This window comes from Burkholderia thailandensis E264 (genome assembly GCF_000012365.1).
Lineage (GTDB): Bacteria > Pseudomonadota > Gammaproteobacteria > Burkholderiales > Burkholderiaceae > Burkholderia > Burkholderia thailandensis.
The window spans coordinates 1,036,204-1,060,023 of sequence record NC_007651.1; the positions used below are offsets into that span (position 1 = coordinate 1,036,204).

The following is a 23,820-nucleotide window of genomic DNA, read 5'->3' on the forward strand; positions in this document are numbered from 1 at the left end:
GCCGCGGCCAATAGCGGCGGGTGCGATGCGCCGCCTTCGCAGGCGAATGCGCGTTACTCCCAGATGCTGCGCACGGCGACGGCGACGATCACCGGCACCGAGAACACGAGCGGAATCGCGAAATACGGGGCTTCGCGGTCGACGAGCCACGTGTAGACTACCCACGCCGCGCCGAGGCCGAACGTGACGACACCGATCAGCACGGCGAAGATGTTGAGCGTGAGGTTCGACGGGCGTCGGCGTTTGGGGGCAGCGGGGTCGGGCGGAGTGGCTTTCATTTCGAGTCGGAACATTTCATGACCCACCGCATGCGGACAGAGCGTGGGGGGGCGGGCGGCGTTCGACGCATCGCCGGCAAATGCGGCCTCACATCGTCGGAGGCGACGTTGGGTCGCCGGCGGATTCGCGTGCGCGTGCCGCATCCCGCACACCGGATCGGTGGTAATCATCGCAGCAAAGCTCGCGGTGTTGCAAGGCACGCGTCGCGCTTGCCGGCGCAATGGACGGATGCCGATGGCGGCGCGGCCTTGTCGCTCCGATATCGGCGCCGGACTGTTCGCGCTTGTCGCGCAGCCCGTTTTTCCGCACGACGATGCCGGCCGACGTCACGACGTGCGCCGCCATCCACTGCTTCAGATGCGGGGCTTGCCGGTACGGCGGCAGATCGACGCACGAATCGAGATAACGCGAATCCGGCGCGGCGACGAACGGCTGCACCTCGTGCCCGAGGTCTCGCAGACGCTCGACGCTCGACGCTCGACGAGCGCGCGCATGTCGCGCTCCCGATAGAAGACGACGGGCCCATGATCGAGCGTGCCTTTGTTCGGCGACAGATTCAATTCGATCGCGTAGTACGCGATGCCGCGGTCGTACAGCGTCTGCTCGACGCTGTCGACGACGAACCGCAGGCCCGTTTGCCGCGACCCGATCTGCTCGAAGCAGCACGACGACCACGTGAAGTCGAAGCCGGTGAGATCTTGGTCGATCGCGGTCATGTCGCAGGTCCGGTGCGACACGTGACGGTCGAACCGCTCGCCGGAGACGATCTCCGGATAGCGCAGCTAATCGCGCGAGCTGCAGTGCTCGAGCGACTTCGTCCAGCCGACCTGCTCGCCGATTTCGCCGATTTCCACGGGCGCATCGGTCGCGGCGATCGACAGGCCGCGGCTCGCGAAATAGGCGGGCAGCCGCGCCGACGGCCGCAAGGAAGTACTGGGTTTGTGGATCGAGCAAACCGAAGGCGCCAAGTTCTGGCTGAAGGTCTTCAACGAGCTGAAGAACCGCGGCTTGCACGACATCCTGATCGCGGTGGTCGATGGGTTGCGCGGCTTCCCCGAAGCGATCGAGGCGGTCTAGCCGTAGGCGCTCACCGCGGCCCAGCCCAGTCGGAGCATTTCGTCGAACGCCGAAGCCGCGCGCGCGATGTTGCAACTCTATCCCGCAGGCGACATGGTAGCGGCGCCTAAGTGACTGCTACGCGCGCGAGCGGCGCAGTCTCGAGGCGAGCAGCACGACGAGGCCGGCGACGAAAAAGCTTGCGACGAGCAGCACAGCCAGCAAGACGTTTTCTTCTCCTTCGATCCCGGTCACTTCGAACAAACGGAACAGCGGACCGAGCAGGTTCCACGCCTCATCACTGCCGACCCAATGCGCGAGCGGGTCGATGCGGGAAAGCCCAAAGAAAACGAAGGGCGTCAAAACGGCCGCGATGGCGAGGCGCAAGAGCGTTCTCATCGGACGTCCACCGTGCCGTAATACTCGATGTTGGTTCCCGGAATCTTCGCGGTCGGCTGTTTCATAAGATGGGCGCGCAACTGATCGAACTGTATCTGTGTTGTTGGTAATCACCAGTGGATCGACAACGACTGGTCACGGCTCGAACAGTTCAGCGAGATTTTCCTCTGCTACGACAACGACGACGCGGGCAAGAAGGGGGCCCGTGAAGTCGCGAACCGTCTGGGCCTCGAGCGGTGCCGCTGCGTGACGTTCGACGGCGCGAAGGACGCGAACGACTTCCTGCTGTCCGGCGCGACGCAGGAGGATTTTCAACGTTGCATGGACGCCGGCCGCACGTTCGACCCGGACGAGCTGAAGTCGATCTCGGAGTTCTGGAGCGGAGTCAAGGCGCTGTTCTACCCGGCTTCGGACGATGCCCACGATCCGTTCCTGTCGTTCTGCGGGCGCAGCGAGCCGTGGTTCGAGTTCCGCCAGGGCGAGATTACGGTCTGGTCCGGATACAACGGTCACGGGAAGTCGCTGTTGCTCAACCAGGTGCTGCTCGGCCTGATGAACCAAGGTGAACGAGCCTGTGTGTTCTCGGGCGAGATGACGCCGGTTCGGCAGGGCAAACGGATCGCGAAGCAGCTGGGCGGGCTGGATCGGCCGACGCCGGAATACCTCGACGCTATGGCCGAGTGGTTGCGTGATCGCATGTGGTCATTCGCCGTCGTCGGTACCGCGTCGATCGAACGCCTGCTGACCGTGTTCACCTACGCCTACAAGCGCTACGGCATTCGTCACTGCGTGATCGATAGCCTGATGATGACCAACGTTCAGTCGGACGGGCCCGGTGCAATCACCGCGCAGAAGGACGCGATGCGGATGCTCGCGAACTGGGCTCGAGCAAATGGCACGCACGTGCATCTGGTAGCGCATCCCCGGAAGAGCCAAGACGAGAAGCACATTCCCGGGAAGCAGGACGTTGCCGGTGCTGGCGTGATTACCGATGCGGCCGACAACGTGTTCAGCGTCTGGTCGGCGCAGAAGCACGAGGTCGAGTACGGCGACGACGAGCCCGATGCCTACCTGCAGCTCCACAAGCAACGGAACGGCGACGTGCAACAGCGGAAGCTCGCGTTGTTCTTCAACCGAGCCGCTCAGCAGTTCAGCACCAGTTCGTACCGGCAGCCGCACGTCTATCTGCCGTTTCAGAAACCTGCAGCGTCGCCCAGTCGCCAGGCCTGTTCAGACTTTTCCCCATGTGAATCCCCTTCAAGGTGGTTTCGGTAGTTGTTGCGACCTCGATTCTACGGCCGGGCGGGATTTGCTCATTGCCACACCCATCGGCCAGATCGGCCGCGACAACCAGCAGCACCAACGGAGAGCAGCATGAGCGACATCAACGCAGCACCGAGCAGCACCGAGCCTGTACCGCAAACCGCACCGTCCGATACGGCTTTGGCGGCTGGTGGTGCAGAAAACGCGGTCGCTATACCGCAAAATGCACCACTCGATACGGAGGTCGGCACGGCCACGACGGGGGAGTCGGCCGCGAATGGCTCCGACAGTTCCATGCCGATTTCGACGAGCGATTCGAGCGCAACGCTTTCGACGTCAGCGTCGACATCATCCGCTGCGGATTCGGCTGTCTCCACGTCTTCCGCGACCAGCACGGGCGAATCGTCATCGAGCGCATCAACCCTCGCGACCTCCGCTGACACGCCGGCGGTCGCGGCGTCGGGGGAGCCGAGCGCTGCCCTGGGCGCGGCCGCTTCGACGCCCGCGAATGCGACGGGCAGCGTGGATGCCTCGCAGAGCCTGACGGAGAGTGGTGTAGCCCTCGATGGTGGTGACGCGGGAAACGTCGGTGCGTCGCCTGCGGGCGGCCAATCCGTAAGCGACACTGCATCGTCTGCGCAGGGTGCATCGCTCGGCGTCGGCACCGTGGCGGATGCCTTGCGTTCTGAAATCGCCTCGCTCGAGCAGCAGCTCACCGACGCGCACGCCGAGGTCGCGAAGTGGCAGGGGCTGTACAACGCCGCCACGGAAGCGAAGCCGCACGCGCAGTCGCTGCTGCAGAAGCTCGAAGCCGGCGAGGCGATCGTGCTCGGCGACCTGCAAACGAAGCTGCGCGCACTCGTGGGAGCGCTGTAACGCATGACCCGAGTCGAGCCCGCCCGCGCCGTCGATTGGTTCCGCGTCCTCGAAGACGTGCGGCGGGCCGACTACATCCTGAGCGACACGACGCTCACGTCCGCCGACTTCATGGCCGTGCAGATGCTGCAGGACGGCAAGCTGTCGGGTCACTGGCTCGGCTTCACGTGGGTGCCGTACGAAGCGCTCGCGACGAACGGCACGGTGAAGACCACGTGCGCGTATGCGAAGTCGTCGACGCAGTTCGGTGTCGGCCTGAACCGCGACATCGACATCGGCCCGCGCCGTGACAAGCGCAACGCGATCCAGATCTACATCGGCGAGTCGTACGGCGCAGTGCGCACGGACGAGAAGAAGGTCGTGACGATCGACTACCAGTTCTGAGCGTGATGTGACGGGCGGCGCCACGCGTCGCTCTGCATCGATCTCGACACGAAACAGGAGCACATCATGGCAGAAACCAACTCGGTACAGATGGCGAAGGTTCTCGGCGCGCCGAATGCGAAGCTGCAGCCGAACGAGACCGGCGGCCGCTCGCGGATCATGTTCGGCCAGGTCACGTCCGTCGCAGGCGCGATCAACGACACGATCTACTTCGGCCGCATCCCGGGCGGCTCGCGCATCACGGGCGTGACGATCAACAACGCAGCGGGCACGGCTTCGTCCACGCTCGCGATCGGCGTTCGCAAGACGAGCGACAAGTCGGATGCGGTGCCCGCAGGTCTCTCGGCTGCGACGGCAATCAACGCGGCGCAGGGCGTTTCGGCGCTGACCGGCTCGCTAGTGAATAACGGGCAGACGTACATCACGCCGTACGAAAGCGACGTCTACGGCACGATCGCGGGCGCCGCGACGCCGGCATCGCCGGGCCAGCTGATCGCTGTCACGGTCCACTACGTGAACGACTGACCCGCGCCATCCCGGCGCGGTTGTGACGGATGCCGGGGGCGCTTGCTCCCGGCTTTTTTGTGGTTCATCGCGGAATCCCGGGGAACGCGGCGCGGATCTTGAGGAAGAAGTATTGCTCGTCGCGGTACCCGTAAGCTCGGCGCTTGATGACCTTGATCGTGTTGTTGATGCCTTCGACGACGCTGGTATTGAGCGGATGGCGGCAGCGGGCCACGATTCCGTGCCAGTAACCCTGCAAGCGCTGGGCGAACTTTTGCAAGGCGGCGATCCCGCTTTGCTGAGCCTGTTCGAACCATTGCCCCCAAGCCTTTTCCGCGCAGGCCGGCTTGCGGTAGAACCAGAGCCGTTTGAGCTCGTCGCGCAGCACATAGACGCATAACAGCGACTGATTGGCCGCCAGCAGTTCCTTCAGATGCACGGCCTGTTCTGGCTTCAGGTTATGACGGTTGCGCAGCAGCAACCAGCGACTGGACTTCAGAACCTTGCGGGCCGGCTTGTCATGTCGCAGTTGGTTGGCCTGATCCACCCGTACCCGATCGATCACCTCGCGACCGTACTTGGCCACGACGTGGTACAGGTCAAAGACGATTTCCGCCTGCGGGCACTGTTCCTTGATCTCCAGCTCATAGGCCGTGGTCATGTCGATTGCGACCGCTTCGATGCGCTCGGCCACGCCTTCGGGGAGTTGTTCGAAGAAGGCGCGCGCCGTCTCGCGTGACCGTCCGGGCCCAACCCAGAGGACCTGCCGGCCGATCGGATCAACCACCACCGTGGCGTAGCGATGGCCTTTATGGAGCGCGAACTCGTCCATCGCCAGATAACGGATCGTCGACCAGTCCGGTTCGGCCACGCGCGCGCGCAAGCGCATCTTGTCGATCGATTTGACCGTGTGCCAGCCCAGATCGTAGAAGGCCGCCACGGCCTGTACGCTGGCGGCCTGCAGCAACTTCTCGCAGGCCTGGGCAAACCGCTCCGTCACCCGCTGGTAGCGGCCCAGCCAGTCCAGCTTCTCCAGCCGCGCTGCGCCGCAGCGTTCGCACCAGACTCGGCGTCGAGGCACGTGCAGCACCACCCGGTACTCGAACAACGGCAGATCACGTACCCGCCGTACGGTCGTTTCATGAATCTGCTGGCAACGCGCACCGCATTGCTCGCAGTACATGATCCGACTGACCGGCTTCAGGTAGAGCGACAGCGTGCGGCTATCGCCCTGCGGCCACTCCACCCGCTCCAGCCGATAGCCTGTCCAGCAACCTAGTGCCTGAAGTGCCTTGCGATCGAGCAATTCCGCCTCCTGACATCCATAAAATCAGGCGTCAGGTTACGCAATCGTTCTCCAAGGCTCCACGGTTTTCTGCGATGAACCTTTTTTGTTTGAGGACCGACCATGACCAGCAGCATTTCGATCTGCTCGAACGCATTGCTCCAGCTCGGCGACAAGCCGATCGCATCTTTCACAGAGCCGACCGACCGCGCGATGGTCTGCTCGAACCTGTATCCGGAAGTGCGTGATGCGGTGCTGCGCGCACATCCGTGGAACTCGTGCACGAAGCGCGTCGTGCTCGCGCCGCTCGCCGACGCGCCGGCATTCGATTACCCGTATCAGTTCCAGTTGCCGTCCGACTGGCTGAAGACGATACAGGTCGGCAGCGCGCGGTGCCCCCTGAACTTCACGGCAGAGGGGCAGCGCATCCTCACGTTCGTCCAGGCGCTGCCGTTGGTCTACATCTTCCGCAACGAGATTGAGACCACGTGGGAATCGACGCTCGTCGACGTGGTCACGGCCGCGATGAAGATGCGCCTCGCGTATCCGATCACGCAATCGGCCGCGATGACGCAAACCGCGACTACCGAGTTCTCGACGATCCTGAAGCAGGCGAAGGCGATCAACGGGCAGGACGACGATACCGAAACGATCGGCGATTTTCCGCTGCTGGAGTCGCGTCTGTCGAGCTACACGACTGCGCCGGGCCGCGCGCCGGGGCGGTAAGTCATGGCAAAAATCACCACGATCCAGTCGAACCTGAACGCCGGCGAGCTGTCGCCGCCGCTCGAAGGACACATCGATCTCGACCGTTACGCGAATGGTGTGAAGACGATGCTGAACGCGATTCCGCAGATCGAGGGCGGCGCTCGGCGCCGGTTCGGCTTTCGCCAGGTGGCGGCCACGAAAACGACCGGTGCGACGCGGCTCGTGCCGTTCGTATTCAGCAAGTCGCAGGCGTACTTTGTCGAACTCGGCGACGCCTATGCGCGGTTCTATACCGACAGCGGCCAGATTCAGCAAAGCGGCGTGCCGATCGAACTGGCAACCCCGTGGTCGGCGTCGCAGCTGTTCGAACTCGAATACACGCAGAACAGCGACACGATGTTCATCGCGCACCGTCACGACCAACGGCGCGCACGGGTACGTGGTCGGCACGCGCGTTGTTCTGTCCGGGTTCCAGGGCTCGGGCATCGATGGGCTATACACCGTATCCTCGGTGCCGAGCGACTTCACGTTCACGTTCAGCTTCGGCGGCCAACTGATCTCCGGCGGCACGCTTGGCGCAGTCTATGAGTACGGTGTTGGTCAGGCGTGGCGAGCGCAGGACGTCGGAAGCTACGTCGAGATCAATGGCGGTCTCGTGCAACTCATCGCGTTCGAGAGCGCGTCTCGAATCTTTGGCGTGATCAAGCGCGAACTCGCGTCGACCCTGACTGCCCCTGCTTCGGGTTGGGCGTTGAAGTCCTCGATGTGGAATTCGATCGATGGATATCCGGCGGCCGTGAGCCTCTTCAAGCAGCGCCTGTACGCGGCCGGCTCGACCGGCTATCCGATGCGCGTGTGGGCGAGCGGCATCGGCCTATACCTCGACTTCACGCCGGGCACGAAAGACGGCGAGGCATTCGGGTACGACATGGCATCCGATCAGGTGAACCAGACCGTGCACCTGGCATCAGCGAAGATCCTCGCGGCCCTCACGCAGGGCGAGGAATTCACAGTGACCGGCGGCAGCGCGGGCGCGATCACGCCGACCAACATCAACGTCGACAGCCAGTCGGTCTACGGATGCGCGCGCGCGCGGCCGGTGCGCGTCGGCAACGAGATCGTGTACGTGCAGCGTGCCGGGAAGAAGGTCCGCGCGATGACGTACGACCTGAACACGGATGCGTACCGATCACAGAACCTCACGCGTCTGGCCGCGCACGTGACCGAGTCGGGCATCGTCGACGTCGCGTTCCAGGCAGAGCCGACGCCGGTCGTGTGGATGGTGCGCGCCGATGGCGTGCTCGTCTCGATGACGTACGACCGCGACGAGAACGTGTGCGGGTTCGCGCGGCATGTGACGGACGGCCTGTTCAAGTCGGTCTGTTGCATCCCCGGGGATGAGGGAGACGTGCTATTCGCGGTCGTGCAGCGCACGATCAACGGCGCGACGGTGCAGTACGTCGAGCGACTCGACGCCGCAGTTCAGACGGATTCCGCAATCGTCGGAACAAGCGACACTGGCGGCGAGGTATGGACGAATCTCGGTGCACTGGAGGGCAAGACGTGCGACGTGAAGGCCGACGGCGTCTACATGGGGCAGTTCACGGTTACGGGCGGTCAGGTGACGCTGCCGCGCACCGCGAAACTGTTCGAGATCGGCCTGCATTACGACAGCACGATCGTCACGCTGACGCCGAACTTGTCAGGCGGCCTCGGCACGTCGCAGGGCAACCAGCAGCGCACCGGCCGCGTGATCCTGCGCTTTCTCAACAGCATCCGCTGCCTCGTCAACGGCCAGATCATTCCGTTCCGCGAGTTCGGCGAGAAGGTGCTCGACAAGGCGCCGCAACCCTTTACCGGCGACAAGGACATCACGGAGTTCGGATGGGGTGCGTCGTCCGAAATCACGCTCACGCAGGACCAGCCTTACGACTGGTACGTCCTCGCGATCCTGCGCCACTTCACCGTCAACACGGGCTGATCATGATCCGCAACGCTACGTGATCGCGCCAGTGGTCGACAGCATCGCAATGGTGCGCCTGACACCCGGCACCGTAACCGCCGTTTTTGCGCTCGGTTACGACGTGGCCGGCGACGGCGGTGGTGGCGATTACTATCCCGACCGCGGCGACACGTCGACCCCTGACGACGGAGGCTCGTGCCTCATTTCATCGATCGACGGCACGCGTTTCAAGCTGCGTAGCCACAGCTTTATTTCATCGAAGCAGATGGGTGTCTTTCCGACGAAGTCGCCGGCATGGAACACGCAGCAGATGCAGAACGGGCTCAACACCGCGTTCGGCAAGTTCCTTTTCGACTGCCGCACGAACAGCGACATCATCAAGATCAACGGCCCGTTGACGGTCCCAATTCAGAAGGAGATCGCGAGCAATACGCGATGGGCGGGCACGCTGCAGCAGACCGCGCTTGATCAGCCGATCTTCGTCGTGCCGGCGGGGAGCTCCGACGTCAGCATCAACGACATCCACCTGTCCTACGACGGAACGCCGGTAAGTGGTGCCGACGCGATCCAGCTCAACGGTTGTTTCGCATTCGCCGCGCGGAACATCTGGATCTCTTCGTGCTGGAACGGCATCTTCGCGAACCTCGGCGGAAACCATGAGCTTTTCGGGCTGCGCATCTTCGGCTAGGGCGTGTTCACACTATCGAAGGGCTTCGATAATCAGGGCGAAGTTGATAAAGGCAATGAACATCAAGTCGAGTTTGTCGAAGCGCGAGAAGATGCGACGAAAACCCTTCAATCGACGGAACAGCCGCTCGACTTCGTTACGACGCTTGTACATTTCCCGGTCGTATTCCCAAGGCTCGACGCGCGTACTCAACGGAGGGACGACCGGGATGAAGCCGAGATCGAGCGCGAGTTGTCGGGTTTCGTTACCTTCGTACGCCTTGTCCATCAGCAGGTGCAGCGGCCGATTCGGCGGCCCCAGGCGTTCGAGCAGTGCACGTCCCTGCGGCGCATCGCCGGCTTGACCGGGCGACAGTGCGAACGTTATGGCTGTTCGAGCATCCGCGGCAACCATATGAATCTTGGTTGTCCATCCTCCGCGAGACTTGCCGATGGCTTGAGGTCCATTTTTTTTAACGCACCGGTGCCGTCAGGATGAACCTTCACGATCGTGCTATCCAGCGATACCGCTTCAATCCGAACGCGAATGATCTGCGCGCGCTGCAACTCCGTGAACACTCGGTCCAGTACACCGTTGCGAGACCAACGGTTCATGCGCGTGTAGATCGTGTGCCAGCGGCCGAAACGTGGTGGCAGGCCGCGCCATTTACATCCGTGCTCGGCCACATAAAGGATCGCGTTGAGCACTTGCAGGTTCGACAGGCTCACATTGCCACGCTGTCGCGGCAGGCAATGTTCGATCTGCTTGAATTGGGCTTCGGAGATTTCCATCTCCGAAGCATAACCTCAAACTAATGTAGTGTGAACACGCCCTACGAGGATTGCGCGGTGCTGCTGTCCGCATGCGGCGACGTCAACGTGACGCAGTTCCGCTTTCACGCGAACGACAGCATCAAGGGAAGGCTCGGCGGTATCCGTTTGCAGGGGCCTGTCGAGGGGTGACGGCTACGATCTGCTCGGTCACTCGACGCCGTCGCGGCCACAGTACTTCAAGAAGGCGGACGAGGACTACGGCGCGTATCCCGAGGTCGACGACCCGGCGTTACCGCTTCATTCCATGCAGGCGGGCCGCTACCGCGCGACGGCGGGGACGTGGGCGGCCTACCTGACTGGGAAGGGCGCGCGCGCCTTCGCGCCGGTCGAGCAGGATCGATACGCGCTCGAACTGCTCGCGGCGAGCGGCGCGCTCGCGCTGATCGATGCGGGGCGCCTCGCGGACGCGCTGGCATGCGCCGCGGTCACATGGTCAACGCTCGGTGGCGTCCACGAGGATCGGGATGTGCAATTGCGCGCAGCATACGCGCGCGCCGGCGGCCAGATTGTGGAGTGAAAGGCGATGAGCGACTACGATCCGGTGAAGCTCAAACTAGAACTCACGAACGACGAAGGGCGCCGCGCGCGCATCTATACCGACACCGTCGGCAAGGTCAGTGGCGGCATCGGGCGGAATCTGACCGACAAGGGGTTTCGCGACAACGAGATCGATCTGATGTATCAGAACGATGTGGTCGAAACTGAGGTGTGGCTTGATCGCAATCTATCGTGGTGGCGCCAGCTTGATCCCGTGCGCCAGCGCGTGATGATGAATATGGCGTTCAACATGCAGGGCCGGTTGCTCGGGTTTCGCAATTTCCTTGCAGCAGCGCAACGTGGTGACTGGGCCATGGCGGCAGCGGAGATGCTCGACAGCCTGTGGGCAACGCAGGTCGGCGCGCGCGCGACGCGGCTCGCGAAGATGATGCGGGAGGGCGCATGATCTGGATCGATCCGCGATTCTGGCTCGCCGTGGTCGTCGCCGCCGTGATCGGTTCGGCGGGCGGCTACTTCAAAGGACACCGAGACGGCGTACGTGCGACGACGGCCGTCGAGCAAAAGGCAACTATGGCGGCTGTCGAGGCCGCGCGCGCGAGCCTATCCGAATGTTTGTGTGTGAGGCATAAACTGATGGCCAAGGAGCCACTTTATGCCACGCAAACGCAAGGAAGAAGTGACGATTGAACCGGGCAAGGGCTTGAACCTGGACCCGGAACTGATCAAGCAACTGGTACCCGGAACGCTGGATCGGGCAACGATCAACGAGCAGCTCGCCGCGCTCAAGAAAGCAATCTTCGAACGCGCGCTGGGCGGCGAACTGACCCACCACCTCGGCTACGAGAAGGGCGATGCCAAGCCGGCAGGCCGCACGAACCACCGCAACGGCACCAGCCGCAAGCGCATCACGACCGACGACGACCTGCTCGACGTCGAGATTCCGCGCGACCGAGAAGGCACCTTCGATCCGGTGCTGATCGCCAAGGGCGAGCGACGCTTCACCGGCTTTGACGACAAGATCATCGCGATGTACGCACGCGGCATGAGCGTGCGGGAGATTCAGGGTTTCCTGCTGGAGATGTACGGCATCGAGGTGTCGCCGGACTTCATCAGTACGGTGACCGATGCCGTGATCGACGAAGTGCGCGAATGGCAGCAGCGGCCGCTCGAGCCGATGTACCCGGTCGTGTTCTTCGACGCCTTGCGAGTCAAGATCCGCGACGAAGGCGTGGTCCGCAACAAGGCGATCTACCTGGCGCTGGGCGTGCGCCGCGACGGCACACGCGACGTGTTGGGCCTTTGGATCGAGCAGACCGAGGGGGCCAAGTTCTGGCTGCGGGTGGTGAACGACCTTAAGCTGCGCGGCGTGCAGGATATCCTGATCGCCGTGGTCGACGGCCTGAAGGGCTTCCCGGAAGCGATCAACACGGTGTTCCCGGAAACGACGGTCCAGACCTGCATCGTGCATCTGATCCGGAACTCACTGGACTTCGCCAGCTGGAAAGACAGGAAATCGGTCGCAGCGGCGCTCAAGGAGGTCTATCGGGCACCGTCGGCCGAAGCGGCCGCCGTGGCGCTGGAAGCGTTCGATACGAGCCCGTGGGGTACGAAATACCCTCCGATTGCCGCGCTCTGGCGCCGAGCCTGGGATCAGGTGATTCCGTTCTACGCCTTCGCGCCTGACATCCGGAAAATTGTATATACGACCAACGCGATCGAGTCGCTGCACATGCAGCTTCGGAAGATCATCAAGGCGCGCGGCCACTTCCCGTCGGACGAGGCCGCGCTCAAACTGATCTGGCTGGCGCTGCGCAACGTCGTTGCCAAGTGGACCGGCTCCCGGCACGATTGGAAGAGTGCCATGACTCAGTTCGCACTGCTTTACCCGGAACGATTCAACATTGGAGTCTGAATCTCAACCCGCCTCACACACGAAATTCCGGATACCCCCGCGCGCGCCGAAGAACAACGCCGCACCGCGGCACAATCGGAGATCGCAAACCATGCGAACCACCAACGCACGGCCGCTCTCGCGGATGCTTTTGCTGCTCGCGCTGCCGCTGGCAGCCTGCAGCAGCGCGTCGACCAGCTCGTCGCAGCCGCCCACCATCCCGCCGCTGCCGCCGGAAGCCCGGCAGCCGGCGACGCCCTCGATTTGCTTGCCGACGTGCTCGGCCGCGCTGACCAGCGCGCGGGCGAACTGGCAGAGTACGCTGACCGAGCCCGCATCGCCGGCCAGCAGTGCGAACGCGACTACGACGCGCTGATCGTCACCCGAGCTTCCGCTCAAATTCAATGATTGCGCGAAGCTCGTCAGACGTGAAGCGACCCTCGAGATAGATTTTGCTGAGATGCCACGCTGGGCAATCGCGAGCGTTATTCCAATCGATGTGTCCGTCGGCTTGGCGAAGAATCGTTCGTGCGGTCTGCTCGTCCATTTTCCTGCCCCGTCAATTGGCTGTTTGGGTGAGATAGTCAGCCCAGTGCTGCATCATCTTCCGGCGCTCGGGCAAGTATTCCGCGTGTACGTAAGCTGCGGTGACCTGGTTTCGCTCTGCGTGGGCGAGTTGGCGGTCGACGACGTCCCGGCTGTAACCGAGCTCGCGAAGCACGGTCGCGGCCAAGCCGCGAAAGCCGTGCCCCGTCATCCGCGACTTGTAGCCCATGCGGTAGAGCGCATAGAGCATCGTGTTGTTCGAGATGTGGCTTCGGCCCTGGACGCTGTAGAACACAAGCCGTTGGTTGCCATTGAGCTCGCGCAAGGCGGCAAGCACCTCTAGCGCTTGTCGCGACAGCGGCACGATGTGCGGATCGCGCATCTTCATTCGATCGGGCGGGATACGCCATTCGGCCGCACGCTCGTCAAACTCGTCCCATTCGGCATTGATCATCTCGGTTGTTCGCGTGAAGGTCAGTGCCATGAACCGAAGGGCGAGTTGCGTGACCCGATCGCCGGAGTAGGCGGCAATGTCGCGCATGAGCTGCGGGATTTCGACGGGCTTCACGCGTGCCATGTGCTTGACGCCCTGGCCCTTCTTCAGAACGGTTTCGGCATCGATGTCGGCAGCAGGATTGCGTGAGCATCGCCCGGTCATGATGCCGTACTGGAAGACGGCCCGCGATCGCTGCAGTACCCGCTTAGCTGTTTCACGAACGCCCCGTGCCTCGATCGCTCGCACGATCTCAAGCATGTCAGGCGCCTCAATGTCGCGCAGCGGCTTGGAGCCGATCCGCGGGAACGCGTCGACCTCAAGCGAATTAATCACCTTGTTTGCGTAGACCTCCGTCCAGCCATCTTTCTGCGACTCGAACCACTCCCGCGCGACGGCTTCGAAGGACGATGACGCCTCGATAGCCCGGGCCCGCTTGATCTCGCGCTTCTGCTCGGTCGGGTCGGTTCCCGCGGCCAACAGCTTCCGTGCAGCGAGACAGGCTTGTCGTGCCTGGGCCAACGACACTTCGGGGTAGACGCCGAACGACGCGAGCTTTTCTTTTCCATCGAACCGATACTTCATGCGCCAGTACCGGGAGCCGTTCGGCATGACCTGGAGATAAAGCCCCTTGCCGTCAGCAAGACGGTAAGGCTGCTCGGCAGGCTTCGCGCGGCGCACCTTCAAGTCAGTGAGAGGATCGGTTTGCTTCGGCATTTTGCGTTGGGGTATCGGCGCCGAGCACTTCGGGGTATATCCCCACTGATACCCCCAAGGTGCTTGGCTTGTACTGGGCAGTCTTGGGCAATGATGGCAGCAAAAAGCCCCGCAGAGCAAGGCTTTGCGGGGCTTTTTGGGAAATCTTGGGAGGCTTTGGGAACCTAGCTGGTCCCCCCGACAGGAATCGAACCTGTATCTAGCGCTTAGGAGGCGCTTGTTCTATCCATTGAACTACGGGGAGCGGATAGTTTGAGCGGGATGGATCGGCGCAATATGAATCAAGCGTTTAGCCTTGCCCCGCCCGCATCTTCGGGATTTTCGCCCGCTCGCGAATGAAGCGAAATGACGGGCAATGAAGCGTTGTTTAATCCCCTCGCAGCGACAAGTTGATCTTGTCGCTGCGTGCGTGACAGCCGCGTTGCAACAGTCCACCGACGGGGTGATGCATGGCTTCGATCCTGAAGACCTGCGATCGCCGGCGAACTCAGGCCCGTCGACGAGAACAAAGAAGTATATCAAAGACTTTCCAAACAAAGGAGGCCGCCGAAGCCGGAGCTCGCGATATCGAGACCGGCATCGGCAAGCGGAGGGGCGCGCTCGGCGGGCAACCGGCGTCCCTCCATACGCTTATGCTTTGCGCGCCGTCATCCCCCACAGCGCAATTGGCTTCTCCGGACCGTATCCGATGCGGGTCTTCGGCATGGCGTGCGCGAAGGCGGTTGCATCGTGTCTGTATTTCACTTCTGAGACGTTTTCGAGCAGTTCGTCGAGTCGCGGAAACAGCGTTTCGCGACGGAATCCTTGCTCCGCAAGGAAATAAGGCCGGTTGGCATGCATTTTTCTATAAGCCGTACAAACAGGAGAAATGCCATGCAAGCCAGGTTCGGAGCATCGCTCCCCTTGTTGGTAGGCGCATTGGTCGCCGTACTCGCGTTGCGCGTCGCGCACGCGCAGGTTCTGCCCATGCCGGACGCCGAGCCGGTTGCTTCGGCGATCGACATGCCCTCGGTGTTTCGCGATCAGCTCGATGAACGCACCCTCGCCGCGCAGCGCGGCCGGGCTCTCGGCGCGACTCCAATGGTGGTGTCTGCGCCGAACGTGCTTCTGGGCGGAATCGGAAATCGCGTCACGTTGTGGGACGAATTTCCTCCGCCCGTCCCGCAGATCCCGATTCCCTCGGACATTCCGCGCGCGACGCAGAACAACCAGGTCAGCTTCACGAGGCAATAGGCGAGTGACCACCCATCGCTCGATTCTTTCAAGTCGCCTGAGCTGACCGTTATCGCTCTGCGGCTCGGCAAGCAAGGAACTGTCATGAATTCGCACGCACTGGTGTCGAGATTGAAACGCCTGATGATGGCGGCCATGTTGTTCGGAATCGTCGGAGCAAACGCGTCTGCGCAGCAGAGCGTCAATCCGGGAGACATCATCGTCGAGCGGACGGTCACGCCGCGCATTGCCTACCGGCCCGTACCGAAGGATCAAGATCCGGTCGCGGTGCGCGCGACGACATTTCCCGCCAGCGCCTTTGATCCGACGATGGCCACCGTGGTGTCCGATCTCGACCTGACCAATGCGCACGGCTCGAGCGGAATCGCGCCGAACGGGCTTGCGGCGAATGCCGGCATTGCGGCGGTGACCCAGGTGCTGACGGGCAACATTGCGTCGAATGGCCTCGCACACGGTCCGACCGCGGGCGTTGCGTCCGCGTCCGGCATTGGAGGAATGATCGCGGGTTCCGTGACGAACGCCGTCGCGCCATTGACGAGCGCTCTGGGAGCGCTCAAATGAGCCGGCTTCGCGCTTCGATGAGCGCCGCGCTATTGCTTGCTGCGGTCGTGCACGTCACGTACGCGCAGAACATCCCGGCCGTATCCGCGCATGCGGCGATAGGCGCGAATGCCGCGATCGACGCGGCGGGGGCAATCAGCGTCAACGAGACCGCTGGTCTCGACAACGCGCAAGCGAATCAGATCGCGCTCGGCATGGGCGCGCCGAGTGTCGGCGTGGCCGGCTCGGCGCAGGCGGCGCTCGCGCGTGCGTCCACCCGCTCCGCCACGGCGAGCATCGAAAGCTCGGCATTTTCCAACATCACGGGAGCGGTGCTCGTCAATCAGAGTGCCGGCTCCGCGAATCTTCAGCGCAATAGCGTTGCTGTCGGGACGCTGGGCGCGGGAGTGGAAATCGCGTCGGATAGGGAGCTATCCGACGCGATTTCCAGGCAGGGCGGCCTGAGACAGTGGTCAGAGGCGCACGACATGCGGCAAGCGTCGATCAGCAACAGCGCCTTCAAGAATGTCAGCGGGATCGTTCAGGTCAACCAGACTGCTGGAGCCGGCAACGCGACGGCAAACAGCTTCGTGCTTCGTCCCCCGGCGGGCACGCTTTTTAACTAACGCGCATCGATATTGGAGCATATGATGAAACGCACTCTCATTGCAGCAGCAGTCCTCGCGTCGGCGACTGGTTCGGTGTTCGCCGCTCCATCCAATCCCTATCTCTACAACGTGACCGGCGTCATCGAACATGTCCAAATGTTCGGCGCGGTCGGGCTGTTCGGTTGCGTCAGCGTATCGAGCACCGCCGGCGCCGTGATCAACAACAACCAGATGGTGACGCTGTCGCGGGTGTCGCTTGATCCGCTCTATCAGAGCTATACGAAGGGGGCGGTAACGACCACCTACAACAACGAATTCAGGAGCGTTTCCGATCACGGCAGCGCTTCCTACATGGCCGGCCGGTCGTCGGCGTTCGACGCGTCGTACAAGACGGCCAAATCCTCGTCCTCCACCAGCGATTCGAGCAGCTGGAGCCGCAGCGGTTCGCAATCGGCATCGTCGTCGGCGGCCAACGGCTCGCTCAGCGTGACGACGAGCAAGATCGGCCTGGCCAGCAACGGCGGCACGGCGTCGGTTTCCGGCGGCGCGAATCTCTCGGCGTCGGAAAAGGAATCCTTCAGCGTCGCGAAGAGTTTCGTGCCGGTGCCGCATGGCTTCAGCGCGAACGGCAGCGAGAACGAGAGCGTGACCGCCAGCATCTCCGGATCGGCGCATCTGAACTGGGGCAAGCAGACGTACTCCGGCCAATACGGCGCGTACGATGCGACCAAGAAGTCGAGCACCGACTCGACGAGCTCGGCCTCCGATTCGTCATGGAGCGCGAGCCACAGCGACACGTCGGCGAGTTCGTCGTCGAGCGGGGCGATGAACAAGACTGCAAGCGCATCGTTCTCGAAGCAGTCGAAGTGGAACTACAACGACACGCGCAGTTCCGTCGACGTGACGAAGACCGGTAGCGTTACGCAATATGTCGACACGCGGCAGGCGGGCACGCTCACCGCGACGACGGGCGACAAGGCCGCAACCGGCGTGACGGGCAACCTGGGCGTGAACGTGGCCGAAGGCATCGACAACGCGCAGAGCAACGACGTCGCGCTCGCGTCGGTCGATGTGGGCAACGTGTTCGGCAATGCGCAGATCTTCAGCAAACAATCGTCCAGCGGGCAGGCGAGGGTCAACGACTTCAACCTGAATGCGTCGATCGGCGACGGCTCGCTCGCCGCCGTGTCGGGCAACGTCGGCGTGAATGTCGCGTCGGGTATCGGCAACGTACAGAACAACAGCCTCGCCGGCGCGATGACCACCATCGATCCCGCGAAGGCCAAGACCGTTGCGATGATCGCCACCGACGACAACTCGCAAATCGCGTCCGCGCAAGTGAGCGGTCGCTTCGTCGGAACGGCGATGCTGGGCGCGAACACGCTGACGGGGGCGACCGGCAACATCGGCGTGAACATCGCCGGCGGCGTCGGCAACCTGCAGCACAACGGGCTCGCGATCGCCGCGCTCAACAGCGGCCATTGAAGCATCGGGAGAATGCGCGTCGCGCCGCCGTGCCTGCGGCGCGACGCGCACCGGGAGACCAGCATGCTCGCGAACGTTCGGCCGACACTGGCATCGCTCGCCATCGCAATCGCTATCGGCGCGCCCAGTTTGACGGCGCGCGCGCAAGCCACAATCGACGCTTATTCGTTTGTCGGCTCGCCTATCATCAAATCGGTGCATTCGATGCGCGAGATCCGTTATCGCGACGTCGTGAGTCAGCAGTTCGATTTCAGTTGCGGATCGGCTGCGCTCTCGACGCTTCTCAAATACGGATATGGCATCGATATTCCGGAAACCGAAATGATTCGGAGAATGATGGCATTTTCCGAACCGGAAGTCGTCGTCAAGCATGGCTTCTCGATGCTCGACATGAAGAAATTCGTCGAGACGCTCGGCTTGCGTGGACGCGGTTTTCGCGTCGGCATCGAGGCACTTTACAGATTGCGGATTCCCGTGCTCGTGCTGATGAACATCGACGGCTACGAGCACTTCGTCATTGTCAAGCATGCCGAGAACGGACGGATCTTTCTTGCCGACCCCGCGCTCGGCAATCGCATCGTGCTCGAGCGGGATTTTTTGAAGAGCTGGAACGGTCTCGTCTTCGCCGTGCTAGGCAAACCATTCAGGGAGGATTCTCCTCTGTTGCAGCATAACGAATCGCTTGCCCTCAAGCTCCGTGAGCAAGCGCTCAATACGGGCACGGCTGCGATTCCCTTCGTCGAATTCGGCTTGATCAAGGCAGATCTTTTCTGACTCGTCATGAAACGTTTTTTCTCGACGTCTACTTTCGCATGGTGTGCCGCGACGTATTGCATCGCCAGTAGCGCCTTTGCGGCCGGGAACATGCCCGCATCGCAAGATCTTCCGTTCGCGCGCGACGCGCTCGCTTCGCGCATTTCGATTCAGCCCGTTGACGATGACGTGCTTGCGCGGCAAACCGGCAAGTACGCCGACGCATCGATGATCTCGGGCTTCACGTTGAATCTGCTCTCTCAGTGGCAGTTGCCGAACGGCGCGCTCGCCGTCGCGCAAGGCGCGCTCGTCGTGACGGCGAACGCGGCGAACCAGTTGACCGCGAAGACGATGACGCTCGCCAAGGTTGCCAACGCGGACGGCGCTCGCGCGCAATCGAGCGGCGCGAATCCGAACGCGCTTGTCACCGGCGGCCAGACCGTATCGGTCAACGGCATCTCGCAGGTCACGCAGGTTGCCGGCAACGGCAATAGCGGGGGGAATGCGGCGCTCGTCGATTTCAGCGCGGGCAAGGCGGCGCCCGCGATGCTGCCCGGCGCAACTTCGAGTTCCGCCGCGTATGCGGCCAATTCGACCGGCACCATCAAGGCCGGCATCGCATTCGCGAACAATGGCGTGTCGCTCACGCTGCAGACGCCGGCCGGGCTCGCTTCGCAAACCATCACGCCCGCAGGCGCACTGCAGTCGGGTTCCATTGCTCAACTGCTGCAAATAGCCGGAAACGGACAGCTCGCGTCAAATCGCCTGCAGTTGCAATTGCAGACGCAACAGATGTCGCCGGCGTTGATCCGGCAGACGGGCATCCTGCAAGCGCTGCAAAACGGCGTCGTTCCAAGAAGATGACGTGGCCGCCGCGTGCTTGCGAAACGCGGCAATCGCTTTCATTCGGCCGCGCATGGTGCGGGGCCGGGACCACCGGGGGGTTAGGTCATGCATTGCGAAATTGTGAGGAAAGATGGGGCACGCCACGCGCTCGCCGCCATTCCGGCCGCCATCGCGCTACTCGCGTTCGCTCAGGAGGCGAACGCGCAGGCGCTGGCCGACCAGACGCTGAACGATCGGCTCACGACGCTCACACGGATGGTCGACTCACAGCAGCGCCGCATTGATGCGCTCGAACGCCAGCTAGTCGATCTGCAGATGGCGCAGCGCGGACGGGGCTTGCCGAACGAAAGTGACGGTGTGGGGATCGCGCCCGCGACTGTCGCGCAATACACGCCGATCTCGCCTTCCGCGGGCCAGGGAACGGGAACGGCAACCGGCGTGCCCGTGACGCCGCCGCCCCCTGCCGGGGCCGACGCCGGCGCGGGCGGTTCGACGCCGGCCCCGGGCGGAGCCGCGAGCACGATCGGCAACGTCAACAAATCCGCGCAGCCGACGCGCACCGATGCCGAGAATGCCGTCGTTCAGCGCGAGCACGCGCCGCTCTTCGACCACAAGCTGACAATCGATTGGGGGATCAGCGATACCTACTACGATCGCCGTCAATTGCAGTTGTCCGGGTTTCTCGCACTCGATGCGATCTTCCTCGGGAATCTGAATCTGGGGCAAACGAAGTCGCATCAAATCATGACGGACGTCGATGTTCGCTACGGGCTTAGCGAGCGCATCAGCGTCGATGTCGACGTTCCCTACCTGTACCGCAACAGTAGCTTCATCGTCGGGGGAGCGGGCGGTGCGGCGAGCACGCTATCCGATTCGACCGTCAATTCGCATGCGCTCGGCGACGTGAATTTCGGCATCTACTATCAGTTTCTCAAGGAATCGCAGAACTTGCCCGATATCGTCGGCAGCCTGCGTGTGAAAGCGCCGACGGGAACGTCACCGTTCGGCGTCAAGTTGCAGCAGGTCGATCCGAACAACACCAATCTTGTCGCACCGGACAAGCTGCCGACCGGCACGGGATTCTGGAGCATCACGGCGGGACTGTCCGCGCTGAAGACCTACGACCCGGTGGTCCTGTTCGGCAGCGTTTCGTACACGTACAACGTTGCCCGGTCGTTCTCCGACATTTCGTCGGTCGTCGGCCAGACGCAGCCGGCGAAGGTCAAGCTCGGCGATATCGTCCAGTTCGGCGGCGGGGTTGCGCTGGCGTTCTCGGAGCGGGATTCGGCAAGCCTCGCATACACGATGGCGATCGAGCCGCAGACGAAGACGCAAGCGCCGGGGCAGGGCTGGCAGAAGGTGCCCGGCAGTCAGACGGTCGCGTCGACGCTGATCTTCGGCCTCAATCACGTATTCAACAAACATCTGACGATGAATGCATCCGTCGCGGTCGGCCTGACGCCCGACGCGCCAAATTTCGTCGTCGGCGTGCGTTTCCCGTACACGTTCTGACGCACTATTCCGCGAGAACCCATCATGCATGACGTCCGCACTCCTCCTGATCACGCGTTGCCCGACGACACGCCGCGCCTTGCCGTCGTGAGGTCTGATGCGGACGCCGATGAACTCGTTTTGCGATCTCTCGTCTACGTGTCGCGCAATCCGGATGACGCGCTGGTCGAGCACTTGCGCGCGCGCCGGTGGAGCGTGCACGTCGAACGCTGCGCGAATGACGCGGCGCGCCGCCTGAAACTCAACCGGCCGCAAGTCGGCATCGTCGATTTCGAAGGTATTGCTTCACGCGAGTTGCCGACGCTCGAGACCCTGTTGGCGCATCAGCAGGTCGGCTGGATCGCCATTGCCGGCGACAACCGGTTGAACGATGCGAAGATCCGGCGGCTGATCCGCCAGTTCTGCTTCGATTACGCGAAGGAATTGCCGCCTGAAGCGCTTTTCGACTATCTCGTCGACCATGCATACGGGATGGTCGCGCTCTGCGATCTCGACAGCGACGCTTGGCTTCCACAGGCGGAAAGCAACGAGATGGTGGGCGCGTGCGACGCGATGCAGCAACTGTTCCGGACGATTCGCAAAATCGCGCTGACCGACGCGACGGTGTTCATTTCCGGCGAATCCGGCACAGGCAAGGAACTCAGCGCGCTTGCGATCCATGAGCGTTCGGCGCGCGGGAAGGCGCCGTTCGTCGCGATCAATTGCGGCGCCATCCCGCCCAATCTGCTGCAATCCGAATTGTTCGGCTACGAGCGCGGCGCATTCACCGGCGCGAATCAACGCAAGATCGGCCGGGTCGAGGCGGCGGCGGGCGGGACATTGTTCCTCGACGAGATCGGCGACATGCCCCTCGAAAGCCAGGCGAGCATGCTGCGTTTCCTGCAGGAAGGCAAGATCGAGCGTCTCGGCGGGCGTGAGCCCATTCCCGTCGACGTACGGATCGTCTCCGCGACCCACGTCGACATCGAGGCGGCAATACGGGAAGGCCGATTCCGCGAAGACCTGTATCATCGGCTGTGCGTCCTGAGGCTCGACATCCCCGCGCTGCGGGCGCGCGGCAAGGACATCGAGATCCTCGCGCATCGCGCGCTGCACAAGTTCGGAGGGGACAGCGCGCGCCAGATTCGCGGCTTTACGTCATGCGCGATCGAAGCGATGTATCGCTACTCGTGGCCGGGCAACGTGCGCGAACTGATCAACCGGATCCGCCGCGCAATCGTGCTGTCTGACAGTTGCCTGATATCGGCCGCCGATCTCGACCTCGCGCAGTTCGTGACGCAACACGCGACGACGCTTGCGCAGGCGCGCGATATCGCGGAACACCGCGCGATAGAGGCATCGTTGCTGCGGCATCGCGGCCACCTGGCGGAAGCGGCGACCGAACTCGGCGTGTCTTGCACGGCGCTCAGCCGGCTGATGGCGAAGTACGGGTTGCCCGCGTGTTCGGTCGAGTAGTCTCGGAGTGAATTCGAAGCCCAGGAGGCCGGGAATCCGATTTCGTGTCGGATAGGCAGAGCGGTGCGAATGGCAAGCCGGCCGCTCGATTCGATCGAACCGCCTGCCGGCCGGCGCACGGCGAGGGCGGAGCATGGCAAAGACGTTTTGCGCGACGTCCGCCTGCGCGTCGCGGCGGCCGGATCGCCGGCTTCAGAACTCCACGACGACGAAATCTTCCTTGCCGACGTCGCACAGCGGGCAGCGCCAGTTGTCCGGAATGTCGGCGAAGCGGGTGCCGGCCGCGATGCCTTCGTCCGGCAAGCCTTCCGCCTCGTTATAGACCCAGCCGCAAATCAGGCAGACCCAGCTCTTGTATTCGACCACTTCGCTCATGTTGAACTCTTGAAGAACCATTGCATTCGGCGTCGCCGGATCGCGCGAACGCGGCGCATCGGGCGGCGAAAGGCGCAATGGTACCGGATTTGTCGCGTTCGCCCGCCCGCGGTGTATCCTTCGATAGCCTTTCAACCCCAAAGGAGAGAGCGATGCTCTACAACAAATGGCTGGCCGGCGCGTTCACCGCGGCCGCGCTCTTCGCGTCCGCCTCGGCGCACGCGGAAGCGAGGGTGTACTTCGTCGAGCCGACCGACGGCGCGTCCGTCACGAACCCCGTCCACGTGAAATTCGGTCTCGAAGGCGACATGGCGCTTCGGCCCGCGGGCGACATGACGCCCGACACAGGCCATCATCACCTGCTGATCGACGGCAGGCCCATTCCGAAGGGCGACGTGATCCCCGCCGGCGAACGCTCGCTGCACTTCGGCAAGGCCCAGACCGAAGCCGAAGTGAAGCTGCCGCCCGGCCGCCACACGCTCACGCTGCAGCTCGGCGACGGCGCGCATCGCTCTTACGGCCCGGAGCTGAGCCAGACGATCATCGTCAACGTCAAGTAAAAGCCGTTCGGCCGCGGAGCATGCGAGGGCCGGGCCCGGTCCTCGCGCGCGGCACGGCTCGCCACCGGATTCTCGCGCCAGGCCATTGTGC

Annotated in this window: 32 protein-coding genes, 1 tRNA gene and 3 pseudogenes; 25 read left to right on the forward strand and 11 right to left on the reverse strand. The window is 63.0% G+C overall.

The window, feature by feature from the left end; all coding sequences use genetic code 11:
- Nucleotides 1–53 precede the first annotated feature (53 nt).
- The 4 genes from BTH_RS16845 to BTH_RS34530 form a co-directional block, all read right to left on the reverse strand.
- Nucleotides 54–278 (reverse strand): hypothetical protein, encoded by a 225-nt coding sequence (locus BTH_RS16845; RefSeq protein WP_025369510.1) that lies wholly within the window; start codon nucleotides 276–278, stop codon nucleotides 54–56.
- Nucleotides 279–366: 88 nt separating this feature from the next.
- Nucleotides 367–624: a hypothetical protein gene (locus BTH_RS31235; protein ID WP_009892415.1), complete on the reverse strand. Its 258-nt coding sequence runs from the start codon at nucleotides 622–624 to the stop codon at nucleotides 367–369.
- An 8-nt stretch (nucleotides 625–632) separates the two neighbouring features.
- Nucleotides 633–995 carry a hypothetical protein gene (locus BTH_RS16850; protein WP_009892414.1) on the reverse strand — a complete coding sequence of 121 codons (363 nt, stop codon included), beginning with the start codon at nucleotides 993–995 and terminating at the stop codon, nucleotides 633–635.
- A 66-nt stretch (nucleotides 996–1,061) separates the two neighbouring features.
- Complete coding sequence (locus tag BTH_RS34530) at nucleotides 1,062–1,205, reverse strand: hypothetical protein (RefSeq protein ID WP_009892413.1); 144 nt, start codon at nucleotides 1,203–1,205, stop codon at nucleotides 1,062–1,064.
- Between BTH_RS34530 and BTH_RS16860 the strand changes: the two are divergent.
- A pseudogene (locus tag BTH_RS16860) lies at nucleotides 1,183–1,353 on the forward strand (transposase); the annotation flags it as partial. The gene BTH_RS34530 and the pseudogene BTH_RS16860 sit on opposite strands and share 23 nt — an antisense overlap.
- Before the next feature lie 120 nt (nucleotides 1,354–1,473).
- Here BTH_RS16860 and BTH_RS16865 read toward each other — a convergent pair.
- Entirely contained in the window at nucleotides 1,474–1,734 is a 261-nt protein-coding gene (locus tag BTH_RS16865; RefSeq protein WP_009892412.1) for a hypothetical protein, read from the reverse strand.
- 120 nt (nucleotides 1,735–1,854) lie between these two features.
- On the opposite strand from BTH_RS16865, the pseudogene BTH_RS35890 reads away from it, so the two are divergent.
- From BTH_RS35890 to BTH_RS16885, 5 genes and pseudogenes are all read left to right on the forward strand, one after another.
- Nucleotides 1,855–1,959, forward strand: a pseudogene (locus BTH_RS35890) (toprim domain-containing protein); the annotation flags it as partial.
- 21 nt (nucleotides 1,960–1,980) lie between these two features.
- Nucleotides 1,981–3,009 (forward strand): AAA family ATPase, encoded by a 1,029-nt coding sequence (locus BTH_RS16870; protein WP_009892411.1) that lies wholly within the window; start codon nucleotides 1,981–1,983, stop codon nucleotides 3,007–3,009.
- Between the two features lie 99 nt (nucleotides 3,010–3,108).
- Nucleotides 3,109–3,873 carry a hypothetical protein gene (locus BTH_RS33685; protein ID WP_127446435.1) on the forward strand — a complete coding sequence of 255 codons (765 nt, stop codon included), beginning with the start codon at nucleotides 3,109–3,111 and terminating at the stop codon, nucleotides 3,871–3,873.
- Nucleotides 3,874–3,876: 3 nt separating this feature from the next.
- Nucleotides 3,877–4,257, forward strand: a complete 381-nt coding sequence (locus BTH_RS16880) for a phage capsid protein (RefSeq protein ID WP_009892409.1) — start codon at nucleotides 3,877–3,879, stop codon at nucleotides 4,255–4,257.
- Between the two features lie 66 nt (nucleotides 4,258–4,323).
- Nucleotides 4,324–4,782: a hypothetical protein gene (locus tag BTH_RS16885; protein WP_011401905.1), complete on the forward strand. Its 459-nt coding sequence runs from the start codon at nucleotides 4,324–4,326 to the stop codon at nucleotides 4,780–4,782.
- 64 nt (nucleotides 4,783–4,846) lie between these two features.
- On the opposite strand, the gene BTH_RS16890 is transcribed toward BTH_RS16885, so the two are convergent.
- Nucleotides 4,847–6,067, reverse strand: a complete 1,221-nt coding sequence (locus BTH_RS16890) for an ISL3-like element ISBma1 family transposase (protein WP_011400919.1) — start codon at nucleotides 6,065–6,067, stop codon at nucleotides 4,847–4,849.
- 102 nt (nucleotides 6,068–6,169) lie between these two features.
- On the opposite strand from BTH_RS16890, the gene BTH_RS16895 reads away from it, so the two are divergent.
- From BTH_RS16895 to BTH_RS16905, 4 genes are read left to right on the forward strand one after another with little or no spacing between them, the layout of a single operon-like run.
- A complete protein-coding gene (locus BTH_RS16895; protein ID WP_009892406.1) occupies nucleotides 6,170–6,772 on the forward strand; it encodes a hypothetical protein in 603 nt (200 codons plus the stop codon).
- A gap of 3 nt (nucleotides 6,773–6,775) precedes the next feature.
- Nucleotides 6,776–7,342, forward strand: coding sequence for a hypothetical protein (locus tag BTH_RS31245; RefSeq protein WP_009892405.1), 567 nt, complete (start codon nucleotides 6,776–6,778; stop codon nucleotides 7,340–7,342).
- A complete protein-coding gene (locus tag BTH_RS16900; RefSeq protein ID WP_009892404.1) occupies nucleotides 7,266–8,735 on the forward strand; it encodes a hypothetical protein in 1,470 nt (489 codons plus the stop codon). The genes BTH_RS31245 and BTH_RS16900 overlap by 77 nt, the downstream gene beginning before the upstream one ends.
- A gap of 31 nt (nucleotides 8,736–8,766) precedes the next feature.
- Nucleotides 8,767–9,405 carry a hypothetical protein gene (locus BTH_RS16905; RefSeq protein WP_009892403.1) on the forward strand — a complete coding sequence of 213 codons (639 nt, stop codon included), beginning with the start codon at nucleotides 8,767–8,769 and terminating at the stop codon, nucleotides 9,403–9,405.
- 12 nt (nucleotides 9,406–9,417) lie between these two features.
- Here BTH_RS16905 and BTH_RS33690 read toward each other — a convergent pair.
- A protein-coding gene (locus BTH_RS33690) for an IS5 family transposase (RefSeq protein WP_099005207.1) occupies nucleotides 9,418–10,175 on the reverse strand; the annotation gives its coding sequence in 2 pieces (ribosomal slippage) (nucleotides 9,418–9,860 and nucleotides 9,860–10,175; 759 coding nt in all).
- A gap of 30 nt (nucleotides 10,176–10,205) precedes the next feature.
- Here BTH_RS33690 and BTH_RS34535 point away from each other — a divergent pair.
- The 6 genes and pseudogenes from BTH_RS34535 to BTH_RS31260 all read left to right on the forward strand — a co-directional run.
- Nucleotides 10,206–10,346, forward strand: coding sequence for a hypothetical protein (locus tag BTH_RS34535; RefSeq protein WP_009892400.1), 141 nt, complete (start codon nucleotides 10,206–10,208; stop codon nucleotides 10,344–10,346).
- 115 nt (nucleotides 10,347–10,461) lie between these two features.
- Nucleotides 10,462–10,734, forward strand: coding sequence for a hypothetical protein (locus BTH_RS16915; protein ID WP_009892399.1), 273 nt, complete (start codon nucleotides 10,462–10,464; stop codon nucleotides 10,732–10,734).
- Between the two features lie 6 nt (nucleotides 10,735–10,740).
- Entirely contained in the window at nucleotides 10,741–11,160 is a 420-nt protein-coding gene (locus BTH_RS16920) for a glycoside hydrolase family protein (RefSeq protein WP_009892398.1), read from the forward strand.
- Nucleotides 11,157–11,402, forward strand: coding sequence for a hypothetical protein (locus BTH_RS31255; RefSeq protein ID WP_080511450.1), 246 nt, complete (start codon nucleotides 11,157–11,159; stop codon nucleotides 11,400–11,402). Before BTH_RS16920 ends, BTH_RS31255 begins: the two co-directional genes overlap by 4 nt.
- Complete coding sequence (locus BTH_RS16925) at nucleotides 11,368–12,627, forward strand: IS256 family transposase (RefSeq protein WP_009891862.1); 1,260 nt, start codon at nucleotides 11,368–11,370, stop codon at nucleotides 12,625–12,627. The genes BTH_RS31255 and BTH_RS16925 overlap by 35 nt, the downstream gene beginning before the upstream one ends.
- 39 nt (nucleotides 12,628–12,666) lie before the next feature.
- Nucleotides 12,667–13,014 (forward strand): annotated as a pseudogene (locus BTH_RS31260) (DUF2514 family protein); the annotation flags it as partial.
- Nucleotides 13,015–13,165: 151 nt separating this feature from the next.
- Here the strand turns inward: BTH_RS31260 and BTH_RS16935 are convergent.
- The 3 genes from BTH_RS16935 to BTH_RS16945 form a co-directional block, all read right to left on the reverse strand.
- Nucleotides 13,166–14,362, reverse strand: coding sequence for a tyrosine-type recombinase/integrase (locus tag BTH_RS16935; protein ID WP_025404073.1), 1,197 nt, complete (start codon nucleotides 14,360–14,362; stop codon nucleotides 13,166–13,168).
- A gap of 169 nt (nucleotides 14,363–14,531) precedes the next feature.
- Nucleotides 14,532–14,606, reverse strand: a tRNA-Arg gene (locus tag BTH_RS16940).
- Nucleotides 14,607–14,992: 386 nt separating this feature from the next.
- Complete coding sequence (locus tag BTH_RS16945) at nucleotides 14,993–15,202, reverse strand: hypothetical protein (RefSeq protein WP_009892395.1); 210 nt, start codon at nucleotides 15,200–15,202, stop codon at nucleotides 14,993–14,995.
- A gap of 33 nt (nucleotides 15,203–15,235) precedes the next feature.
- Between BTH_RS16945 and BTH_RS16950 the strand changes: the two genes are divergently transcribed.
- From BTH_RS16950 to BTH_RS16985, 8 genes are all read left to right on the forward strand, one after another.
- On the forward strand, nucleotides 15,236–15,595 hold the full coding sequence (locus tag BTH_RS16950; RefSeq protein ID WP_227739571.1) for a hypothetical protein: 360 nt from the start codon (nucleotides 15,236–15,238) through the stop codon (nucleotides 15,593–15,595).
- A gap of 84 nt (nucleotides 15,596–15,679) precedes the next feature.
- Complete coding sequence (locus BTH_RS16955; protein ID WP_009908651.1) at nucleotides 15,680–16,156, forward strand: hypothetical protein; 477 nt, start codon at nucleotides 15,680–15,682, stop codon at nucleotides 16,154–16,156.
- Nucleotides 16,153–16,761: a hypothetical protein gene (locus BTH_RS16960; RefSeq protein WP_009908652.1), complete on the forward strand. Its 609-nt coding sequence runs from the start codon at nucleotides 16,153–16,155 to the stop codon at nucleotides 16,759–16,761. The genes BTH_RS16955 and BTH_RS16960 overlap by 4 nt, the downstream gene beginning before the upstream one ends.
- 24 nt (nucleotides 16,762–16,785) lie before the next feature.
- Nucleotides 16,786–18,228, forward strand: a complete 1,443-nt coding sequence (locus tag BTH_RS16965; protein WP_011401908.1) for a hypothetical protein — start codon at nucleotides 16,786–16,788, stop codon at nucleotides 18,226–18,228.
- Nucleotides 18,229–18,291: 63 nt separating this feature from the next.
- Nucleotides 18,292–19,002 carry a C39 family peptidase gene (locus BTH_RS16970; protein WP_011401909.1) on the forward strand — a complete coding sequence of 237 codons (711 nt, stop codon included), beginning with the start codon at nucleotides 18,292–18,294 and terminating at the stop codon, nucleotides 19,000–19,002.
- Nucleotides 19,003–19,008: 6 nt separating this feature from the next.
- Nucleotides 19,009–19,845, forward strand: a complete 837-nt coding sequence (locus BTH_RS16975) for a hypothetical protein (RefSeq protein WP_011401910.1) — start codon at nucleotides 19,009–19,011, stop codon at nucleotides 19,843–19,845.
- 87 nt (nucleotides 19,846–19,932) lie between these two features.
- Complete coding sequence (locus tag BTH_RS16980) at nucleotides 19,933–21,339, forward strand: hypothetical protein (protein WP_009892388.1); 1,407 nt, start codon at nucleotides 19,933–19,935, stop codon at nucleotides 21,337–21,339.
- 120 nt (nucleotides 21,340–21,459) lie between these two features.
- Nucleotides 21,460–22,794, forward strand: coding sequence for a sigma-54 dependent transcriptional regulator (locus BTH_RS16985; RefSeq protein WP_156530057.1), 1,335 nt, complete (start codon nucleotides 21,460–21,462; stop codon nucleotides 22,792–22,794).
- 192 nt (nucleotides 22,795–22,986) lie between these two features.
- Here the strand turns inward: BTH_RS16985 and BTH_RS16990 are convergent, their stop codons facing one another.
- On the reverse strand, nucleotides 22,987–23,169 hold the full coding sequence (locus BTH_RS16990) for a rubredoxin (RefSeq protein ID WP_009892386.1): 183 nt from the start codon (nucleotides 23,167–23,169) through the stop codon (nucleotides 22,987–22,989).
- Between the two features lie 152 nt (nucleotides 23,170–23,321).
- On the opposite strand from BTH_RS16990, the gene BTH_RS16995 reads away from it, so the two are divergent.
- Nucleotides 23,322–23,729 carry a DUF4399 domain-containing protein gene (locus tag BTH_RS16995; RefSeq protein ID WP_009892385.1) on the forward strand — a complete coding sequence of 136 codons (408 nt, stop codon included), beginning with the start codon at nucleotides 23,322–23,324 and terminating at the stop codon, nucleotides 23,727–23,729.
- Nucleotides 23,730–23,820 lie beyond the last annotated feature (91 nt).

Excerpts from the sequence above, each read along its gene's own strand:
- BTH_RS16955 (WP_009908651.1), top strand. The coding sequence starts at position 15,680 with ATGAATTCGCACGCACTGGTGTCGAGATTGAAACGCCTGATGATGGCG.
- BTH_RS16950 (WP_227739571.1), top strand. The coding sequence starts at position 15,236 with ATGCAAGCCAGGTTCGGAGCATCGCTCCCCTTGTTGGTAGGCGCATTG.
- BTH_RS16865 (WP_009892412.1), bottom strand. The coding sequence starts at position 1,734 with ATGAGAACGCTCTTGCGCCTCGCCATCGCGGCCGTTTTGACGCCCTTC.
- BTH_RS16845 (WP_025369510.1), bottom strand. The coding sequence starts at position 278 with ATGAAAGCCACTCCGCCCGACCCCGCTGCCCCCAAACGCCGACGCCCG.
- BTH_RS16945 (WP_009892395.1), bottom strand. The coding sequence starts at position 15,202 with ATGCATGCCAACCGGCCTTATTTCCTTGCGGAGCAAGGATTCCGTCGC.
- BTH_RS33685 (WP_127446435.1), top strand. The coding sequence starts at position 3,109 with ATGAGCGACATCAACGCAGCACCGAGCAGCACCGAGCCTGTACCGCAA.
- BTH_RS16885 (WP_011401905.1), top strand. The coding sequence starts at position 4,324 with ATGGCAGAAACCAACTCGGTACAGATGGCGAAGGTTCTCGGCGCGCCG.
- BTH_RS16920 (WP_009892398.1), top strand. The coding sequence starts at position 10,741 with ATGAGCGACTACGATCCGGTGAAGCTCAAACTAGAACTCACGAACGAC.
- BTH_RS16880 (WP_009892409.1), top strand. The coding sequence starts at position 3,877 with ATGACCCGAGTCGAGCCCGCCCGCGCCGTCGATTGGTTCCGCGTCCTC.
- BTH_RS16965 (WP_011401908.1), top strand. The coding sequence starts at position 16,786 with ATGAAACGCACTCTCATTGCAGCAGCAGTCCTCGCGTCGGCGACTGGT.
- BTH_RS31235 (WP_009892415.1), bottom strand. The coding sequence starts at position 624 with ATGGCGGCGCACGTCGTGACGTCGGCCGGCATCGTCGTGCGGAAAAAC.
- BTH_RS16895 (WP_009892406.1), top strand. The coding sequence starts at position 6,170 with ATGACCAGCAGCATTTCGATCTGCTCGAACGCATTGCTCCAGCTCGGC.
- BTH_RS16970 (WP_011401909.1), top strand. The coding sequence starts at position 18,292 with ATGCTCGCGAACGTTCGGCCGACACTGGCATCGCTCGCCATCGCAATC.
- BTH_RS16975 (WP_011401910.1), top strand. The coding sequence starts at position 19,009 with ATGAAACGTTTTTTCTCGACGTCTACTTTCGCATGGTGTGCCGCGACG.
- BTH_RS16935 (WP_025404073.1), bottom strand. The coding sequence starts at position 14,362 with ATGCCGAAGCAAACCGATCCTCTCACTGACTTGAAGGTGCGCCGCGCG.
- BTH_RS16850 (WP_009892414.1), bottom strand. The coding sequence starts at position 995 with ATGACCGCGATCGACCAAGATCTCACCGGCTTCGACTTCACGTGGTCG.
- BTH_RS31245 (WP_009892405.1), top strand. The coding sequence starts at position 6,776 with ATGGCAAAAATCACCACGATCCAGTCGAACCTGAACGCCGGCGAGCTG.
- BTH_RS16990 (WP_009892386.1), bottom strand. The coding sequence starts at position 23,169 with ATGAGCGAAGTGGTCGAATACAAGAGCTGGGTCTGCCTGATTTGCGGC.
- BTH_RS31255 (WP_080511450.1), top strand. The coding sequence starts at position 11,157 with ATGATCTGGATCGATCCGCGATTCTGGCTCGCCGTGGTCGTCGCCGCC.
- BTH_RS16980 (WP_009892388.1), top strand. The coding sequence starts at position 19,933 with ATGCATTGCGAAATTGTGAGGAAAGATGGGGCACGCCACGCGCTCGCC.
- BTH_RS16960 (WP_009908652.1), top strand. The coding sequence starts at position 16,153 with ATGAGCCGGCTTCGCGCTTCGATGAGCGCCGCGCTATTGCTTGCTGCG.
- BTH_RS16925 (WP_009891862.1), top strand. The coding sequence starts at position 11,368 with ATGCCACGCAAACGCAAGGAAGAAGTGACGATTGAACCGGGCAAGGGC.
- BTH_RS16915 (WP_009892399.1), top strand. The coding sequence starts at position 10,462 with ATGCAGGCGGGCCGCTACCGCGCGACGGCGGGGACGTGGGCGGCCTAC.
- BTH_RS16995 (WP_009892385.1), top strand. The coding sequence starts at position 23,322 with ATGCTCTACAACAAATGGCTGGCCGGCGCGTTCACCGCGGCCGCGCTC.